The sequence below is a fragment of the Spirillospora sp. NPDC047418 genome, assembly GCF_040643275.1.
GTDB lineage: Bacteria > Actinomycetota > Actinomycetes > Streptosporangiales > Streptosporangiaceae > Spirillospora.
Genome location: NZ_JBEYTW010000011.1, coordinates 1 through 18,165, shown reverse-complemented (window position 1 = coordinate 18,165; position 18,165 = coordinate 1). Strand labels below are relative to the sequence as shown.

The 18,165-nt window shown below is 73.8% G+C and carries 16 protein-coding genes; 12 read left to right on the top strand and 4 right to left on the bottom strand.

All coding sequences use genetic code 11. The annotated features are described in order from the left end of the window. Positions 1 to 142: 142 nt before the first annotated feature. Together ABZ806_RS09275 and malQ are read left to right on the top strand one after the other, a co-directional pair. The gene (locus tag ABZ806_RS09275; RefSeq protein WP_500216373.1) at positions 143 to 1,567 is read left to right on the top strand and encodes an amidase; all 1,425 of its coding nucleotides are present in this window, start codon (positions 143 to 145) and stop codon (positions 1,565 to 1,567) included. A 28-nt stretch (positions 1,568 to 1,595) separates the two neighbouring features. Beyond that, positions 1,596 to 3,587 (top strand): 4-alpha-glucanotransferase, encoded by a 1,992-nt coding sequence (gene malQ, locus ABZ806_RS09270; RefSeq protein ID WP_500216372.1) that lies wholly within the window; start codon positions 1,596 to 1,598, stop codon positions 3,585 to 3,587. Here malQ and ABZ806_RS09265 read toward each other — a convergent pair. Continuing rightward, positions 3,568 to 4,563, bottom strand: coding sequence for a hypothetical protein (locus ABZ806_RS09265; RefSeq protein ID WP_500216371.1), 996 nt, complete (start codon positions 4,561 to 4,563; stop codon positions 3,568 to 3,570). The genes malQ and ABZ806_RS09265 overlap by 20 nt on opposite strands. A gap of 176 nt (positions 4,564 to 4,739) precedes the next feature. Further along, entirely contained in the window at positions 4,740 to 7,274 is a 2,535-nt protein-coding gene (pepN, locus tag ABZ806_RS09260) for an aminopeptidase N (RefSeq protein WP_500216370.1), read from the bottom strand. A gap of 176 nt (positions 7,275 to 7,450) precedes the next feature. On the opposite strand from pepN, the gene ABZ806_RS09255 reads away from it, so the two are divergent. The 8 genes from ABZ806_RS09255 to ABZ806_RS09220 all read left to right on the top strand — a co-directional run bounded on the left by ABZ806_RS09255 (position 7,451) and on the right by ABZ806_RS09220 (position 13,518). Next, on the top strand, positions 7,451 to 8,065 hold the full coding sequence (locus tag ABZ806_RS09255) for a mycothiol-dependent nitroreductase Rv2466c family protein (RefSeq protein ID WP_500216369.1): 615 nt from the start codon (positions 7,451 to 7,453) through the stop codon (positions 8,063 to 8,065). Positions 8,066 to 8,225: 160 nt separating this feature from the next. Then, complete coding sequence (locus tag ABZ806_RS09250; RefSeq protein ID WP_500216368.1) at positions 8,226 to 8,900, top strand: energy-coupling factor ABC transporter permease; 675 nt, start codon at positions 8,226 to 8,228, stop codon at positions 8,898 to 8,900. A gap of 13 nt (positions 8,901 to 8,913) precedes the next feature. After that, positions 8,914 to 9,282, top strand: a complete 369-nt coding sequence (locus tag ABZ806_RS09245) for a PDGLE domain-containing protein (RefSeq protein WP_500216367.1) — start codon at positions 8,914 to 8,916, stop codon at positions 9,280 to 9,282. Next, complete coding sequence (gene cbiQ, locus ABZ806_RS09240; RefSeq protein ID WP_500216366.1) at positions 9,282 to 10,046, top strand: cobalt ECF transporter T component CbiQ; 765 nt, start codon at positions 9,282 to 9,284, stop codon at positions 10,044 to 10,046. The genes ABZ806_RS09245 and cbiQ overlap by 1 nt, the downstream gene beginning before the upstream one ends. After that, positions 10,043 to 10,795 (top strand): energy-coupling factor ABC transporter ATP-binding protein, encoded by a 753-nt coding sequence (locus ABZ806_RS09235; RefSeq protein WP_500216365.1) that lies wholly within the window; start codon positions 10,043 to 10,045, stop codon positions 10,793 to 10,795. The genes cbiQ and ABZ806_RS09235 overlap by 4 nt, the downstream gene beginning before the upstream one ends. 199 nt (positions 10,796 to 10,994) lie before the next feature. Further along, entirely contained in the window at positions 10,995 to 11,954 is a 960-nt protein-coding gene (locus tag ABZ806_RS09230) for an ATP-binding protein (protein ID WP_500216364.1), read from the top strand. A 45-nt stretch (positions 11,955 to 11,999) separates the two neighbouring features. Continuing rightward, entirely contained in the window at positions 12,000 to 12,986 is a 987-nt protein-coding gene (locus tag ABZ806_RS09225; RefSeq protein WP_500216363.1) for a hypothetical protein, read from the top strand. 55 nt (positions 12,987 to 13,041) lie between these two features. Further along, entirely contained in the window at positions 13,042 to 13,518 is a 477-nt protein-coding gene (locus tag ABZ806_RS09220) for a ribose-5-phosphate isomerase (protein WP_500216362.1), read from the top strand. 176 nt (positions 13,519 to 13,694) lie between these two features. Here ABZ806_RS09220 and ABZ806_RS09215 read toward each other — a convergent pair whose 3' ends face one another. Continuing rightward, the gene (locus tag ABZ806_RS09215; protein WP_500216361.1) at positions 13,695 to 13,910 is read right to left on the bottom strand and encodes a hypothetical protein; all 216 of its coding nucleotides are present in this window, start codon (positions 13,908 to 13,910) and stop codon (positions 13,695 to 13,697) included. A 141-nt stretch (positions 13,911 to 14,051) separates the two neighbouring features. Here ABZ806_RS09215 and ABZ806_RS09210 point away from each other — a divergent pair, with 141 nt between their 5' ends. Further along, positions 14,052 to 15,170, top strand: a complete 1,119-nt coding sequence (locus ABZ806_RS09210) for a PP2C family protein-serine/threonine phosphatase (RefSeq protein ID WP_500216360.1) — start codon at positions 14,052 to 14,054, stop codon at positions 15,168 to 15,170. A 25-nt stretch (positions 15,171 to 15,195) separates the two neighbouring features. Here the strand turns inward: ABZ806_RS09210 and ABZ806_RS09205 are convergent, their stop codons facing one another. Beyond that, complete coding sequence (locus tag ABZ806_RS09205; RefSeq protein ID WP_500216359.1) at positions 15,196 to 16,446, bottom strand: serine/threonine-protein kinase; 1,251 nt, start codon at positions 16,444 to 16,446, stop codon at positions 15,196 to 15,198. Between the two features lie 261 nt (positions 16,447 to 16,707). On the opposite strand from ABZ806_RS09205, the gene ABZ806_RS09200 reads away from it, so the two are divergent. Next, positions 16,708 to 18,096 (top strand): sensor histidine kinase, encoded by a 1,389-nt coding sequence (locus ABZ806_RS09200; protein ID WP_500216358.1) that lies wholly within the window; start codon positions 16,708 to 16,710, stop codon positions 18,094 to 18,096. The last annotated feature ends 69 nt before the right edge of the window (positions 18,097 to 18,165 follow it).

Genomic DNA, 18,165 nt, shown 5'->3' with positions numbered 1-18,165 from the left:
TCGGGGGTTAATAGTTTTGTCGCCCTCCGGTCAGTGAGTAACTTACGCGGCGGAGGGGTACGCCGACACTCTCCACCTTTCCTCGCCTTATCGTCCCTGCCCTCTTTGATGCCCGCGCACACGGCGTCTAGCGTTCCGGTTCGTGACACAAACACATGACCTCAGCGCCACCCGGATGGCAGCGGCCGTCCGCGCCCGGGACCTGTCTCCGGTCGAGCTCACCGACCACTACCTGGACCGCATCGAACGGCTGAACGCCCAGGTGGGCGCCTATGTGACGGTCACCGCCGAGCGGGCCCGCGAGGAGGCGCGGCGGGCCGAGAAGGCGGTGCTGGACGCGGCGGACCCGGCGGACCTGCCGCCGCTGCACGGCGTCCCGGTCCCGATCAAGGACCTGAACATGGTCGACGGGGTCCGGATGACCTTCGGCTCGGCCGCCTACACCGAGCTGACCGGATTCGCCGACGACCATGTGGTGACCAAGCTGGCGCAAGCGGGGTCCGTGCTGCTGGGCAAGACGACGACGCCCGAGTTCGGGCTGCCCTGCTACACGGAGGGTGACGTCGCGCCCCCGGCCCGCACGCCCTGGGATCTCACCAGGTCGGCGGGCGGTTCCAGCGGCGGCGCCGCGGCGGCGGTCGCGTCCGGGCTGGCGCCGGTCGCGCAGGGCAGCGACGGCGGCGGCTCGATCCGGATCCCGAGCAGCGCGTGCGGGCTCTTCGGGATCAAGCCGACCCGCGGCCGGGTCTCCGCCGGACCGGTCATCCCCGACCTGTTCGGGCTGTCGACGAACGGGCCGATCGCCCGGACCGTCCGCGACGCGGCCCTGCTGCTGGACGTGATGGCCGGCCACATGCCCGGCGACCTGTACCGGGCGCCCGCGGCGGACGGGCCGTTCCTCGCGCACGCCGACCGGGCGCCGGGCCGGCTGCGCATCGCGCGGAGCATGCGGCCGCCGGTGCCGGGCGTCGAGGTCCACCCGGACTGCGCCGCCGCCTACGAGGCCGCCTCGGAGCTGCTGGCGGAGCTGGGCCACGAGGTCGTGGACCTGCCCGAGGTGCTCGGCGCCGACCTGCTGCCGCACTTCGCGACGCTGTGGGGCGTGATGGCGACGATGACGCCCGTCCCGGAGGAGGGCGAGCACCTGCTGCAGCCGCTGACCCGCTGGCTCCGCGGGCTCGGGGAGGCCGCCACCGCGCCGCAGCTGATGCAGTCGCACGCCGCGCTGCAGGGGGCGCTGCGGGCCGCGTTCCCGGTCACCGACCAGTTCGACGCGATCCTGCACCCGACGCTCGCGTCGCCGCCCGTGCCGATCGGCCACTTCCACGACCAGGAGCCGGCGGAGAACTTCCGGCGGCAGACCCACTTCACCCCGTTCACGGCCGTCTACAACGTGTCCGGGCAGCCCGCGGTGAACGTCCCGCTGCACTGGAACGACGCGGGCCTGCCGATCGGGATCATGCTGGCCGGGCGGCTCGGCGGCGAGGGCACGCTCATCTCGCTGTCCGCGCAGCTGGAGGAGGCCCGCCCGTGGATCGGCCGCAGGCCGGAGATCTGGACGGCGTGAGGCCGCCCGCCCCGGGCATGCTGCAGGCGTGGGCGACGACGAACTGATCAGGCTGGCCGGACGGCACGGGGTCGCGACCCGCTACACCGACTGGCGCGGCCGGGAGGCGGCGGTCGCGCCGGACACGCTCGTCGCGGTCCTGGCGGCACTCGGGGTCGACGCGTCGGCGCCGGGCGCCGTCCGGACGGAGCTGGAGCGGGCCGCCGGCACCGCGCGCGGCCTGCCGCCGGTCGTCGTCGTCCGCGACGGCGACGGCCTGCCGGGATACCCGGACGCGGCCGTCGAGCTGGCGACCGGCGAGACCGTCCCGGCGACGGAGGCCCTGCCGCTCGGGTGGCACCGCCTGCGCGCGGGCGCCGAGAGCGCGCCGCTGCTGGTCGCCCCGCGCAGGCTGGCGGTGCCCGGCCGGCTGCGCGGGTTCACCGTGCAGCTGTACTCGGTGCGGTCCCGCGCGTCCTGGGGGATCGGCGACCTGCGCGACCTGGCCGACCTCGCGTCGTGGAGCGCCCGCGCGCTGGGCGCCGGGTTCACGCTGATCAACCCGCTGCACGCCGCCGAGCCCGTCCCGCCGGTCGGCCCGTCGCCGTACTCGCCGATGAGCCGCCGCTTCGCCGCCCCGATCTACCTGCGCGTCGAGGACCTCCCCGAGTACGCGGCGCTGCCGCCCGGAGACCGCGACCGCCTGGCCGCGCTCGCCGAACCGCTGCGCATCCCCGGCGGCACCATCGACCGGGACGCGGTCTGGACGGCCAAGCTCCAGGCGCTCGAACCCCTGCACCGCCTCCCGCGCGGCACCGAGGCGCAGCGCGACTACGAGGCGTTCCGCGCCCGGGAGGGGACGGCGCTGACCGCGTTCGCGACCTGGTGCGCGCTCACCGAGGAGCACGGCCCGGACTGGCGCCGCTGGCCCGCCGGGCTGCACGACGCCGGCGGCGCCGCCGTCGCCGCCGAGGCCGCTCGCCTCGCCGGCCGCGTCGACTTCCACACCTGGCTCCAGTGGCGCCTGGACGGCCAGCTGGCGGCCGCGCAGCGGGCGGCCCGGGACGCGGGGATGCCGGTCGGGATCGTCCACGACCTGGCGGTCGGGGTCGCGCACGGCAGCGCCGACTCCTGGATCTACCGGGACCTGTTCGCGCCCGGCATGAGCGTCGGCGCGCCGCCGGACGAGTTCAACCAGCGCGGCCAGGACTGGGGCCAGCCTCCCTGGCATCCGCACCGCCTCGCCGGCGCCGCCTACGTCCCGTTCCGGGAGATGCTCGCGGCCGCGTTCCGGCGCGGCGGCGGGCTGCGCCTCGACCACGCCATGCAGGTGTCGCGGCTGTGGTGGGTGCCCGAGGGCGGCTCGCCGGCCGACGGCACCTACGTCCGCTACGACCGGGACGCGCTCCTCGGCTGCCTCGCCTGGGAGGCCGAGCGCGCCGGCGCCGTCGTGGTCGGCGAGGACCTCGGCACCGTCGAACCCGAACTCCGGGACGGCCTGTCCGACCGCGGCATCCTCGGCACGTCCCTGCTCTGGTTCGAACGCGACGCCGGGGGGCGCCCCAAGCCTCCGGACGAGTGGCGCGAACTGTCCCTGGCCACGGTCGGCACGCATGACATGCCGCCCATCGTCGGCTTCGTCCACGGCGACCACATCGCGCTCCGCGACCGGCTGGGCCTGCTCACCCGTCCCCGCGAGGACGAGGAGGACGACCACCGCCGTCGGCTGAACGACTGGCTGGTGCTGCTCCACGAGGAGGACCTGCTGCCCGCCCCGCCCGCCGAGGTCATGCGGGCCCTGGCCGACGGCTCCACCGTTCACGACGAGCAGATCGTCGCCGCCCTGCACGCGTTCCTCGACCGGACCCCCGCCCGCCTGACGGGCATCTCCCTCGCCGACGCGGTCGGCGAGCGCCGCACCCAGAACCAACCGGGCACCACCGACGAGTACCCCAACTGGCGCGTCCCCCTGGCCGACTCGGCCGGGATGCCCGTCCTTCTGGAGGACCTCCCGGACGCGATCAGGTCAGCGTGGCGGTGATCCGCTCGGTCACGTCGTGCAGCAGCGTGTCCGGACGCAGGTCGGCGTCCGCGATCGCCGAGAAGAGCGCGGGCAGGCCGGGCAGCGGGTAGGAGCCGTCGGCGTCCGCCAGTGCCTTGCGGCCGAGCGGCTGGTGGGACAGCGACTTGCGGGCGCGGGTCCACGCCGTCTGGACCTCCTCCGGAGACGGGACGCCGAACCCGTGCCCGACCGGCGCCGCGTGCCGCAGCTTGACGAGGGCGCCGTCGGTGAAGTCGGCGGCCAGCCTGCACCGCTCGGTGAGATCGGCGCGCACCGCGTCGTCCAGCCGGGTCACGACCGTGCAGGGCGTGCGGCAGCGCGCGGCGCAGTCGCCCAGCGCGGACGCGACCTGGCTGTGCTGCCGGTCGAGGTAGGCGCGCCAGCCGGGGCCCGGCTCCTTCGCGACGCGGAGCGTCCGCTCGCAGGCGGACCGCTCCGGGCGGGTGTGGTCGCACATCCGCGGCGAGCCCGGCTCGACGGGCACGCCGAACCGGCTGCCCGCGCCGGTCACCGACGCGCCGATGAGGGCCGGGTCGCCGGCGTGCCCGAGGACGGGCTCCCAGGCCAGCATCGGCAGGTACTCGCTCGCGATGTGGACGGCCGCCACCAGCGCGGCCATGTCGCGCCGGTACCAGCGGATCGCGATGACCTCCAGCAGCAGCGCGTAGGCGGGCCGCAGGCTCGCCAGGGCGCCGCGCGGGCGCTCCCGGGCCGCCTGCGGCATCCGGCTGGCGCGGGCCCGGTCGAGCAGGTCGCGCGGGACCTCGCCGACGGCCTCCGGCATGCCGAAGTCCTCGGCGTCCAGGTCGAGGACGCGCTGCCCGAACGCGCACAGCGCCGCGACCGCCGCCCGGCGGCCGTCGGCGGCGAGCGTGCCCTGCGTGATCAGCGCCTCCAGGTCGCCGAACGCGTACCGTCGCGCGAGCGCCGTCAGCACGTCATGTGCGGTCTCCATACCACCGTCCTCCAGCCCCCACCCGCCGCCATTCAAACGGACGAGCTCCGCTCGGCGACCGTCCTCCAGCCCCCACCCGCCGCCATCCAACGGACGAGCTCCGCTCGGCGACCGTCCTCCAGCCCGGCCCCGTGACCATGCGATGGTTGCATGGTCACGGGGTTCGTGGGCGGGTGTCAGGCGGAGGCGGCGTCCTTGGCGCGGGCGCGCAGCGCGCGGGCGACGCCGTCGCGGCCCTCCGACAGCAGCCGGGCCAGCGCCGCCGGCGGGTGCTGCTCGGCGATGTAGGACTCGGTGCGGTCGACCGTGGACTGCTCGATCACCAGGAACGGGTAGGCGACCTCGGCGAACGTCTGCGACATGTCGCTCGTCCACTCCTTCCACACGCGGCCGACCTCGGCGAAGTACCGGTCGGTGTAGGGGAGCAGCAGCTCGACCTGGTCGGGCTCCACGAAGCCGCCGAGCGTCGACCGGTAGACGGCGTTCGGCAGGTCGCCGGACACGACCCGCTCCCACGCGGCGGCCTTCGCCGCCGCGGTCGGGATCGCGGCCTTGCAGGCGGCGGCGTGCCGCTCGCCGGCGGCGGTGCGGTCCCGCTCGTGCTCGGCGTCGATCTCGGCCTCGCCCGCGCGGCCGGTGACGACGAGGCGGCGCAGCAGCGTCCAGCGCAGGTCGGTGTCGACGGTGAGGCCGTCGAGCACCTGCGAGCCGTCCAGCAGGCCCTGGACGAACGCCAGGTGCTCGCCGGACACGGCCGACGCGGCGAACGCCTGCGTGTAGGCGAGCTGGAAGTCCGAGCCGGGCTCGGCCTCGCGCGCCAGTTCCGCCAGCGTGCCGGCGAGCAGGGCGAGGCCGTCGGTGCGCCACGCCGGGTCCGCGTACTGCTGGACGGCGGTGCGCGCCTGCCGCAGCAGCGTCTGCGTGACCGAGATGTCGGTGACGCCGCGGATGCCCTTCGCGACGAGCCGGACGTAGTCGCGGGTGGCCATCTCGGCGTCGCGGGTCATGTCCCACGCCGCCGACCAGCACAGTGCGCGCGGCAGGCTCTCCCGGATGTCGCCGATGTGCTCGATGAGCGTCCGCTGCGAGTGCTCGTCCAGCCGGATCTTGGCGTAGGTCAGGTCGTCGTCGTTGACCAGGACGAGGTCGGGCCGCTTCTTCCCGACGAGCTGCGGGACGTCGGTGCGGGCGCCGACGACGTCCAGCTCGACCCGCTCACGCCGGACCAGCCCTTCCGCCGTCAGGTCGTACAGCCCGATCGCCAGGCGGTGCGAGCGCAGCGTCGGGTAGTCGGCCTTGGCCTCCTGCAGGACCGTGAACGACGTGAAGTTCCCGTCGCCGTCCACCTGGTACTCGGGCCGCATCGTGTTGACGCCGGCGGTCTCCAGCCACTCCTTCGACCACGACGCCAGGTCGCGGCCGGACGTCTCCTCCAGCGCGCCCAGCAGGTCCGCCAGGACGGTGTTGCCCCACGCGTGCCGGTCGAAGTAGCGCCGCACGCCCTCCAGGAAGTTGTCGAGGCCGACGTAGGCGACGAGCTGCTTCAGGACGGACGCGCCCTTGGCGTAGGTGATCCCGTCGAAGTTCACCTCGACCGCGCGGATGTCGGGGATGTCGGCGGAGATCGGGTGCGTGGACGGCAGCTGGTCCTGCCGGTACGCCCACGCCTTCTCCAGGTTCGCGAACGTCGTCCACGAGCCCGTCCACTTGGTGGCCTCGGCCTGGCACAGGACGCTCATGTAGGTGGCGAACGACTCGTTCAGCCACAGGTCGTCCCACCAGCGCATGGTGACGAGGTCGCCGAACCACATGTGCGCCATCTCGTGCAGGATCGTCTCGGCGCGCCGCTCGTAGGCGGCGTCGGTGACGCGCGACCGGAAGACGTAGTCCTCCAGGAACGTGACGGCGCCCGCGTTCTCCATCGCGCCCGCGTTGAACTCGGGGACGAACAGCTGGTCGTACTTGGTGAACGGGTAGGGGCGGCCGAAGACCTTCTCGAAGTAGCCGAACCCCTGCCGGGTCACGTCCACGATCGCGGGGGTGTCGAGGTGGTCGGCGAGCGAGGCGCGGCAGTACACGCCGAGCGGGATGACGGTGCCGTCCGCGCGGCGGTACTCGTCCCGGACGACGTGGTACGGCCCGGCGATGAGCGCCGTGATGTAGGTCGAGATCTGCGGCGTCGGCAGGAAGTGCCACGTCCCGCCCTCGGCGGACTCGGCCGGCTCGTTGGTGACGACCTCCCAGTCCTGCGGCGCCTTCACGGTGAACTCGAAGGTGGCCTTCAGGTCGGGCTGGTCGAAGCAGGTGTACATGCGGTGCGCGTCGGCCGTCTCGAACTGCGAGTAGAGGTACACGCTGTCGTCGACAGGGTCGACGAACCTGTGCAGTCCCTCGCCCGAGCGCGAGTACTCGCAGTCGGCCACGACGCGCAGTTCGTTCTCCGCCGCCACGCCCGGCAGCGGGAGGCGGCCCTTCCCGGGGTCATAGGACGAGGGGTCGAGGGCCTTCCCGTTCAGCGTCACCTCCCGCACGATGGCGCCGTGCAGGTCGATGAACGTGTCCGCGCCCGTCTCGGCGCTGCCGAACCTGACCACGGTGGTCGACCCGAACCGCTCCGCGCCCGTGGTGAGGTCCAGCTCGACCGTGTAGGACTCGACGGTGAGCAGCCGGGCCCGTTCCCGCGCCTCGTCGCGCGTGAGGTTGCCTGCCACATGAACTCCTTGGTCGGCTTATTCGCTTGATGAAGTCATGTCTACCAACCGGACGCCGTTCGGGTCCGCCCGCCACGGCCTAAGGTGCGGGCTTCGATGCCCTCCCGTCCCGGGAATCGGAACGGGTACACCCCGGTTGTCGGTCTAAGGCAGCCGTTTCGCTCTAGGAGGCGACGTTGACTGAAAACGCACCGACCCCGGTGGACTTCTGGTTCGATCCCCTGTGCCCCTGGGCGTGGATCACGTCCCGCTGGGTCCTGGAAGTGGAGAGGCAGCGTCCGATCCAGGTCCGCTGGCACGTGATGAGCCTGGCCGTCCTCAACGAGGACAAGGACATCCCGGAGGACTACCGGAAGATGCTCGCCGAAGCCTGGGGTCCGGTGCGCGTGTGCATCGCCGCCGAGCAGAAGTACGGCTCCGAGGTGCTCGGACGGCTCTACACCGAGATGGGGACGCGCCGCCACCACGACAAGCAGAAGCTCGACCGCGCCCTCATCGAGGCGGCGCTGACCGCCGCCGGCCTGGACCCGGCGCTCGCGGACGCCGCCGACTCCACCGCCTTCGACGAGGCTCTGCGCGCGTCCCACCAGGACGGCATCGACCGCGTCGGCCAGGAGGTCGGTACCCCGGTCATCGAGGTCGAGGGCAGCGCGTTCTTCGGCCCGGTCGTGACCCCGATCCCGCGCGGCGAGGCGGCGGTCAAGCTCTGGGACGGCGTCGTCGCGGTCGCCTCCACGCCCGGCTTCTTCGAGCTCAAGCGCACGCGGACGGTCGACCCGAGCTTCGACTGAGCCGGCCGGCTCCGCGCGGGGTGGCCCGCGAGTCACATCGGGCTTGCTATTGCGACCATCTTGCAACTACTAGCTATGTGCCGCCAAACTGGTCCTGCTGGTGCAATCGGGCAGGGAAGGTGAAGACGTGCATGTACCGGACGGTTTTATCGATGCCCCGGTGTCCGTCGCGGCCGGTGCGGTCGCGGTGGCCGGGGTCGGGATCGCGCTGCGCGGGGCCCGGCGCGAACTGGACGACCGCACCGCGCCGCTCGCCGGGCTGACCGCCGCCTTCGTGTTCGCCGCGCAGATGCTCAACTTCCCGGTCGCGTCCGGGACGAGCGGGCACCTGCTCGGCGGGACGCTCGCCGCGATCCTCGTGGGGCCGTACACCGGCGTCCTGTGCGTCTCGGTCGTCCTGCTCATGCAGGCGCTCCTGTTCGCGGACGGCGGCCTGACCGCGCTCGGCGTCAACGTGACCACGATGGCGCTCACCACGGTCGTGGTCGGGTACGGGCTGTTCCGGCTGCTGCTGTGGGTGCTGCCCAAGACGAGGACGTCGGTGTCGGCCGCGTCGTTCGTCGCGGCCGTCGTCTCGGTTCCGGCCGCCGCCGTCGTGTTCACGCTGATCTACGCGGTCGGCGGTACCGCGGACGTGTCGATCGCCAAGGTCGCCACCGCGATGATCGGCGTACACGTCCTGATCGGGATCGGCGAGGCGCTGATCACCGCCGCGACCGTGTCGAGCGTGCTCGCCGTCCGGCCCGACCTCGTCTACGGGGCGCGCGGGCTGCTGAAGCCGCTGGAGCTGCGCACCGCCGGGCAGAGCACCGACACCGAGCCGTCCCGCGCCTGAGAGGGGAACCGATATGACCACGAAGCGCTTCTTCATCGGGTTCCTGCTCGTCTCGCTGGTCCTCGCGGGCGTCGTCAGCTACTACGCCTCGGGCGACCCCGACGGGCTGGAGAAGGTCGCCGCCGACAAGGGCATCAGCGCCAAGGAGAAGGACCACTCGCTCAAGGACTCCCCGTTCGGCGACTACGGCGTCAAGGGCGTCGAGGACGCCCGGCTGTCCGGCGGGCTGTCCGGGGTGATCGGCGTGGGCCTGGTGCTGCTCGTCGGCGGCGGGCTGTTCTGGGGCGTCCGGCGGCGCGGCTCCGGGGCCGGGTCCGGCGCCGAGGCCGAGGGCGGGTCCGAGGACGGGAAGGCGCCGGCCGAGCCGGCGCGGAAGGGCTGATGGGCGCGGGCCACGCGCACCGGCTCTACGTGCCGGGCGCCTCACCGGTGCACCGGCTGCCGCCGCAGTGCAAGCTTGTCGCCGTCCTGGCGTTCGTGCTGCTGGTCGTCGCCACGCCGCGCGAGCGGATCTGGGCGTTCGCCGTGTACGCGCTGCTGCTCGCGGCCGTCGCGGCGGTAGCCCGGATCCCGTTCGGGACGGTGGCGCGGCGGATCGTCATCGAGGTGCCGTTCGTCGCGTTCGCGTTCCTCATGCCGTTCGTCGCCGAGGGCGAGAAGATCGCCGTGCTGGGGCTGCGGCTCAGCGAGAGCGGGCTGTGGGGCGCCTGGAACATCCTCGCCAAGGGGACGCTCGGCGTCGTCGCCTCGATCCTGCTGGCCGCGACCACCGAGCCGCGGCTGCTGCTGCTCGGCATCGAGCGGCTGCGGATGCCGCAGCTCATCACGCAGATCGCCACGTTCATGCTGCGCTACGGCGACGTCGTCACGGCGGAGCTGCAGCGGATGAAGGTGGCGCGCGCGTCCCGGGGCTTCGAGGCGCGCGACCTCCGCGCGACGGGCGTGCTCGCCAAGTCGGTCGGCGCGCTGTTCCTGCGCTCCTACGAGCGCGGGGAGCGGGTCCACCTGGCGATGGTGAGCCGCGGCTACGACGGCCGGATGCCGGTGCTGCACGACGTCGGCGCGTCCGCCGCGCAGTGGACCGCCGCCGCCGTCCTGCCCTCGGCCGCCGCCCTCGTCGCCCTGGCTGCTTGGATGGTGCCATGACCCCGTCGCTCGAGGTGGAGGGCCTGGCGTACGCGTACCCGGACGGCACGCAGGCCCTGTTCGGCGTCGACCTGACGATCGGGCGCGGCGAGCGGGTCGCGCTGCTCGGGCCGAACGGCGCCGGGAAGACCACGCTGGTGCTGCACCTGAACGGGATCCTGCACGGCGGCCTCGGCGCGGTCAGGGTCGGCGGGCTCGCGGTCGACCCGAAGGACAAGAAGGCGCTGCGGGAGATCCGCCGCCGGGTCGGCATCGTCTTCCAGGACCCCGACGACCAGCTGTTCATGCCGACCGTCCGGGAGGACGTCGCGTTCGGTCCCGCCAACCTCGGCATGCGCGGCGCCGCCCTGGACCGCCGGGTCATGGACGCCCTGGACCGCGTCGGCATGGCCGACGTCGCCGACCGGCCGCCGCAGCACCTCAGCTTCGGGCAGCGCCGCCGCGTCGCCGTCGCCACCGTCCTCGCGATGGAGCCGGAGATCCTGGTGCTGGACGAGCCGTCCTCGAACCTGGACCCGGCGAGCCGCCGCGAGCTGGCCGAGATCCTGCTGAGCCTGGACGTGACGGTCCTGATGGTCACGCACGACCTCCCGTACGCGGCGGAGCTGTGCCCGCGCGCGGTGATCCTGTCGGGCGGCGTCATCACCGCCGACCGTCCCACCCGGGACCTGCTCATGGATGCCGGCCTGCTGGCCGCCCACCGGCTGGAGCTCCCGTTCGGCTTCGACCCGGCCGCCGCCGTCCGCTGACCGACGCCTGGAGCGGAGCTCCAGCGGAGCGGAGGGCGGCGGTCAGCGGCCCTTGCCGGGGGGCGTGGGGGGCGCCCCCCACAGGAACGGCGATCCGGTCGGGCCCTCTTCGGCCGTTCCGCTTGCCTCCCCGCGCCGCCTTCGCAAGACTCGACGTCTCGACACTGGTAACGGTTTTCATACCCGAAATGAGGCATTCGTGAAGGTTGCGTTCGTCGGCAAGGGCGGCAGCGGCAAGACCACGCTGTCGTCGCTGTTCGTCCGGCACCTGGCCGGGCGCGGGCTGCCGGTGGTGGCCATCGACGCCGACATCAACCAGCACCTCGGCGTCGCGCTCGGCCTGGACGAGGCCCGCGCCGCGAAGGTCCCCGCGCTCGGCGACCGGCTCCCGCAGCTCAAGGAGCACCTGCGCGGCGACAACCCGCGCATCTCGTCCGCGTCCGCGATGGCCAAGACGACCCCGCCCGGCGCCGGCTCGCGGCTGCTGCGGTTCCGCGGCGACGACCCGTTCCACCAGGCGGGCGAGGACGTCGGCGGCGTCACGCTGCTCGCCACCGGGCCGTTCAACGACGACGACCTCGGCGTGGCCTGCTACCACTCCAAGACCGGCGCGGTGGAGCTGTACCTCAACCACCTCGTGGACGCGCCGGGCGAGTACGTCGTCGTCGACATGACCGCCGGCGCCGACACGTTCGCCTCCGGGCTGTTCACGCGGTTCGACCTGATGTTCCTGGTCGCCGAGCCCACCCGCAAGGGCGTCGGCGTCTACCGGCAGTACACCGAGTACGCCCGCGACTACGACGTCGCCATCCGCGTCGTCGGCAACAAGGTCCAGAGCGAGGAGGACGTCGCCTACCTGCGCGAGCACGTCGGCGACGACCTGCTGACCTGGCTCGGCCAGTCCGCCGCCGTCCGGGCGCTGGAGCAGGGCCGCGGCGGCGTCGCGCTGGAGGACGGCAACACCGCCGCCCTCGACCGCATGCGCGCCGAGGTCGACGGACGCGTCAAGGACTGGGACACGTTCCAGCGGCAGGCCGTCGAGTTCCACGTGAAGAACGCGCGGCGCTGGGCCAGCCGCGCCGCGGGCGAGGACCTGGAAGCGCAGGTCGACCCGGACTTCCGCTTCCCGGCCGCGGCCGGCACCGCCTACGCGCGGTAGCCCCGGCCCTACCGGCGGGCAGCGATCACCACTACCCTGCCCGCCATGACGATGCGGCGAATGCTGGTCATGGCGGGCGGCGCGGTGGTTCCCATCGCCCTCATCTCGATCCTGCTGGGCAACCAGTGGGTCATCGATGCGATCAACGACACGGGGCTCCACTGGGACGAGGGCATCGCACCGCCGCTGTCCTGGCTGCTCTTCCCCTCGTGGAGGCTGACCCCCGGCCACTACGCCTGGAAGTACGTCGCCGTGCTGGACATCGGCGTCGTGCTGTTCTTCGTCCTGCTGATCCTGCTCGCGGTGGCGGGCGCCCGCGCCGTCGACCCCCGGCGCGGCGCGATCGGCGCGGTCGTGACCGGCTGGTGGGCCACGGTCGTCGCGGGCGGAATCGCCGGGTTCGTGATCGGCGTCATGCTGCGCTGGGTGCTGGACATCAGCAGCGGCAGCGGACCGTTCATCTTCGGGGCGCTCACGCGCGGAGCGAGCTTCGGCTTCGCCTACGGCTGGCTCGCGGGACTCGGCATGCTGCTCGGCTTCTTCATGACCCGCGGCGCGGCGGCGCAGCAGCCAGGTCAGCCGGGACAGCCGGGGCAGCCGGGGCAGCCGGGGCAGTACGCGCCGCAGCAGCCGGCCATGCCGGTGCAGCAGCCCTACGGGCAGCCGGTGCAGCAGCAGGCCGTCCCGTACGTCCCGCAGCAGGCCCAGCCGCAGCAGCCCTGGGGCGGCATGCCCCAGCAGCCCGTCCAGCAGCAGTACCAGCAGCAGCCGTACCAGCAGCCGCAGTACCCGCAGCACGCCCAGCCCCAGCAGCCGCAGCCGCAGCAGTACGGTGCGCCGCCCGTGCCGCCGCAGCCGTCCGCGCCGGCGCCCGAGCAGGCCCCGCCCGCGGCCTCCGAGGCCCCCGAGGCGCCGGAGGAGCCGAAGCGGGACGCGCCCGCGGACGCGGCGCAGGACGCCCCGCAGGACGACGAACTCGGCCTCGCCGACCGGACGATCATCGACCGCAAGCGCGACGGCGGGGACGCCTGACCCGGCGACCCGACCCCCGCGCGAGCGGCGCCCGGCGACCTGCGAGACTTTCCGCATGCGCGTGTTTCTTGGAACCGACCATGCCGGCTTCGAGCTGAAGGAGCACCTGGTCTCCTGGCTGAAGGAGAACGGGCACGAGGCCGTCGACTGCGGCGCGTTCGCGTACGACGCCGTGGACGACTACCCGCCGTTCGTCCTGCGGGCCGCCCAGCGGACGGCCGCGGAGCCGGGCACGCTCGGCATCGTGGTCGGCGGTTCCGGCAACGGCGAGGCGATCGCGGCCAACAAGGTCAAGGGCGTGCGGGCCGCGCTGGTCTGGAACGAGGACACCGCCAGGCTCGCCCGCGAGCACAACGACGCCAACGTCATCGCGCTCGGCGCCCGCCAGCACGACCTGGACACCGCGGCGCGGTTCGTCGAGCTGTTCATCGGGACGCACTACTCCAAGGAGCCGCGCCACACCCGCCGGATCAGGATGCTCAGCGCCTACGAGCACACCGGCGAACTCCCCCCGCTCCCGCGCGAGGGCTGAGAGCCCCCGCCGGCGCCGGGGGCCGGGAGCAGCGGTCACCGGCCGTTCCCGGCAAATCCGCGGGCGGCGGTCACCGGGCCGTTCCCGGCGGGTCTGCGGGCGGCGGTCACCGGCTGTTCTCGTAAGGTCTGCGGGCGGCGGTCAGCGGCCGTTCTCCGCGGGTCCGCGGGCGGCGGTCAGCGGTCGTTCTCGGGAGGTCTGCGGGCGGCGGCGCCGCGCTTGCCCTGGCGGCGCCGCGCGTTCTTCTCGGCCTTGGTGCGCCGGGCGGGCTCGGCGGCCCTGCCCGGACCGGGGTCGTCGGCCGGCGGTTCCCCGCCGCCGGGGCGGGGACGCGCCACGTCCCGCGCGCGCATCGCCGCGTCCACCGTGATCCGCATCCCGGACTGGACCATGCGCCGTCTCCTCTCACCGCGGAACCACCTGTCCCCGGGGTGACACATACCCATATAAAACGGAGCTGGACCGTTGCAAGGAGTCACCGGGTCCCCGGATAGCGACCGGCGGGGCCGATTGCTCGGTACAGTGCCGGAGTCATGCTTCAACGACTGGTGCAGCTCCTTCCGCCGCGGGTCCGCGCCGTGCTGCGCCGGATCCCGGTGCTCGTGGCGCTGTACCGGCTGGCCCGGCAGGGGAAGCTGACCAGGGAGCGGAACGTCTTCGCGGTCCTCGCGGTACTGGCGATCGCGATCGGGCTCGCCACCACCAGCGACTCGCGCGGGCTGGCCCCGTCCGGCGCGCTGGTGCTGATCGTGCTCGGCGGCGGGCTGCTGCTGAAGGTGCGCAGCCTGCTCGCGCTGCTCGGCGTCGTCGTCGTGATGGCGGCCTACAACGCCTGGCAGGAGGTCGCCGCGATCGGCCCCGGCATGATCGCCACGCTGACGATCACGGCGGTGCTCGCGCTCACCCTGGCCCGCACCCGGCAGCAGCTCGGCGTGCAGGGCCTGCGCGGCGACTCGATGCTGCTGGAGCTGCGCGACCGGCTGCGGCGGCAGGGCGAGATGCCCGAGCTGCCGGACGGCTGGGAGACGCAGGTCGTGATGCTGCAGGCCGGCGGGTCGTCGTTCGGCGGCGACTTCGTGGTGTCGTCCTGCGACGGCGACACGCTGGAGGTGGCGCTCGTCGACGTCTCCGGGAAGGGCACCGACGCGGGGACCCGGGCGCTGATGCTGTCGGGCGCCTTCGGCGGGCTTCTTGGATCGATCCAGAGCGACCGCTTCCTGCCCGCCTGCAACGCCTACCTGCAGCGGCAGCGGTGGGACGAGGGGTTCGTCACGGCCGTGCACGTCGTCGTCGACCTGGCGTCGGGGGAGTACACGGTCGAGTCGGCCGGGCATCCGCCGGCGGTCCAGTTCGACGCGAGCGGCGGCGACTGGCGGGTCAGCTCCGCCAAGGGCGTCGTGCTCGGCGTGGTACCCGACCTGAACTGCGTCCCCGAGACGGGCAAGCTGCGCCCCGGCGACGCGCTGCTCCTCTACACCGACGGGCTGGTGGAGTCCCCCGGCAGCGACCTGGACGCCGGGATCGACCGGCTGCTCGGCGAGGCGGAGCGGCTCGTCCCGCAGGGCTTCGGCAGCGGCGCGCGCGAGCTGGTCGAGACGATGTCGGCGACCCGCGACGACGACTGCGCGCTCGTGCTCATCTGGCGCACCTGACCGGCACGTCCGCCGCGCGGGCGCCCTAACCCCGCCGGTGCCCGCCCTTGTGCCTGCCGTGCTTGCCCTGTTTGACCTGGTGCTTGGGCCGGTGCTTCTGCTTGGGCGGTTTCACCGGCGGCCGCTTGGCCACCGCCGGCCTGACGGCGCCCGTCCTCTTCGGCGGCGCGGCCGGCGCCGCGGGGCTCGCCGGCGCCGCCGTGGCCGGTGCCGCCGGCGAGTCGCTCCTGCCCTGGGTGAAGCCGCTGATGATGGCGCCGATCAGCAGCGTCCCGGCGGCGGCGCCGACGCCCGCCAGCAGCCGGGTCCGGAGGGTGGGCGCGATGGCGCCCATGGCCATGCCGGGCGGGGTGAACGCCCTGGTCTCGGTCTCCTCCCAGCGGGGCGGGGCGGACGGCGCCGGGTCGGCGGGCCGCTGCGGCCGCGGCGCCGGGTCCGCCTCCGGCCAGCCGCCGATATGCCGGTGCGGCGGCGGCTGCGCGACGAGGGAGAGCAGCAGGTCGGGCGCGGTGGGACGGTGTACGGGGTCCGGTGCGAGCGCGGCCTGGACGGCGGGCACCAGCGATTCGGGCAGCCGGGTCAGGTCGGGGTCCCCGATGCGGAGCGTCGCGGGGTCGCCGCCGATCGGCATCTGCCCCGTCCCGGCGTGCGCGATGAGGCAGCCCCAGGCGAAGATGTCGGCGGCCGGGGTCGCGGGGCCGCCGACGAGCACCTCGGGGGCCATCCAGCCGGGCGTGCCGAGCACCTTGCCGGACGCGTCGGCGCCGCTCGTCTCGTCCTGCCCGCTGGCGATGCCGAAGTCGATGACGCGGCAGCCGGACAGCGTGAGCATCACGTTGGCGGGCTTCAGGTCGCGGTGCACGAGCCCCGCGGCGTGGATGGCGGCGAGCGCGGAGGCGACGCCGATGGCGACGCCGTGCAGGTCGGCGGGCGGCAGCGGGCCCTCGGCGGCGAGCCGGCTGTGCAGCGAGACGCCGCCGACGTAGTCGGTGACGAGGTAGGGGCGGCCGCCCTCCTCGCCGTGCGCGAGGACCCGCGCGGTGCAGAACGACGCGACGCGGCTCGCGAGGTACGCCTCGTCCTTGAACCGGCGGCGGTAGACGGGGTCGCGGGCCAGGTGCGGGTGGATCGTCTTCACCGCGACGCGCCCGCCGGACGCCGGGTCGGCGCCGAGGTAGACCGTCCCCATGCCGCCCGACCCGAGCCGGCCCAGCAGCGTGTGCCCGGCGACCTCGCGCGGGTCGGCGGGTTCGAGCGGCCTGATGTCTCCGTCCATGCGGTGTTCCTGGCTCCCTCGGTCAGTTCCCGTCCGTCCATCCCCGTTCGGCGGCGGATTATGGGCGGGATCCGCGATGAAGTGCGCGAACGCCCTCCGGTACGCCGCTGCGGCGGCGCCCGCCCGCGGTGAGGTTTCGGGGAGTCGTGACCAGGAAGAACCTTGTCTGCGCCGGTCCCCCGGGTGCCGGGACGCGCGTGCGGCGGCCCGATCGCGGCGCCGGACACGCCACGCGCGGGCCGGAAGGGGAGGAGCGCCGGGGTGCGGAGACTCGGGGGCGCGCTGTCGCCGTCGCGCTGGTCGGTTCGGACCCGCGTGACCGCCGCCGCGACGCTCATCGTCGGCCTGCTCCTCGCCGTCGGCATCACGGGGTTCTACCAGGTAGTCCGACACGCGGTGTACGACGGGCTGCACGGCCAGGGGACGCTGGTCATCTCGGATCTGTCCACGATCGTCCGGGAGACGGACCCGCGCGGGACCCTGCACGTCCAGGATCCCGACTTCACGCTGCTGCAGGTGGTGGACGGGAAGGGCGCCGTGCTCGCCTCCAGCGAGTCGCTGTCCGGGCGCGGGCCGCTGAAGGTGCCGGCGCCGCGGGCGGAGGGCCGGCCGGAGTTCCGCACCGTGCACGTGCGAGGGAAGGCCGAGGTCTACCTCGTGTCGGAGCTGGTGCGGACCCGCGACGGCGTCCGGATCATGCACGCCGGTGCGCCCATCAACGAGTTCACCCAGTACAAGGGCCGGTTCATGGCCCTGCTGCTGGCGATGGCGCTCTTCGCGACCGCCGCGGTCGGCTGGATCGTGTCGCTGTCGGTGCGGCGTGCGCTGCGGCCGGTGCGGGTGATGAGCGCCGAGCTGGCCGACATCACCGGCGGCGAGACCGACCGGCGGGTCAGCGTCCCGGGCCCGAACGACGAGGTGTCGGTTCTGGCCACGTCGGTGAACGTGACGCTGGACCGGCTGGCGGACGTCCTGTCCCGGCAGCGCGCCTTCGTCGCGGACGTCTCGCACGAGCTGCGCAGCCCGCTGACCGGGCTGCGCGCCCAGCTGGAGGTCGCGCTGGAGCATCCGGAGGACGAGGACTGGCCGGCGGTCGCGCGGGCGGCGCTCGGCGACGCCGACCGGCTGCAGGGCATCGTCAGCGACCTGCTCGTCCTGGCGAGGCTCGGTGCCGGCGTGGACGTCGAGCGGAGGCGCGTCGACCTCGGCGAGCTGGTGCGCGCGGAGGCGAGCCGGCGGTCGCGGCGCGTCCCCGTCGAGGTCGACACGGCCGCCGGCGTCATGGTGCGGGCCACCCCGCACCACCTGGTGCGGGTCCTGACGAACCTCCTGGACAACGCCGAGCGGCACACGAGGTCGCGGATCTGGGTGACGGTGGCGGCCGACGGGCCGGACGCCGTGCTGGAGGTCCGCGACGACGGCGCGGGCATCGCGCCCGAGGACCGCGAGCGCGTCTTCTGGCGCTTCCACCGGCTCCCCGAGAGCCTGGCCCGCGACCGCTCCGGCACCGGGCTCGGCCTGACGATCTCCCGCGACATAGCCCGCGCCCACGGCGGAACGCTCGTGGCAGCCGACAGCACCCAAGGCGCCCGCTTCGTCCTACGCATCCCCCGCGACCCCCCTAACCCCCGCCCCCCTCTTCGTTGTTGAGGCGCGGGGGGGTTTTATTTTTCCGGGGCTAAAAAAAAAAGACACCCACAAACAACGGGGGGGTGGGGC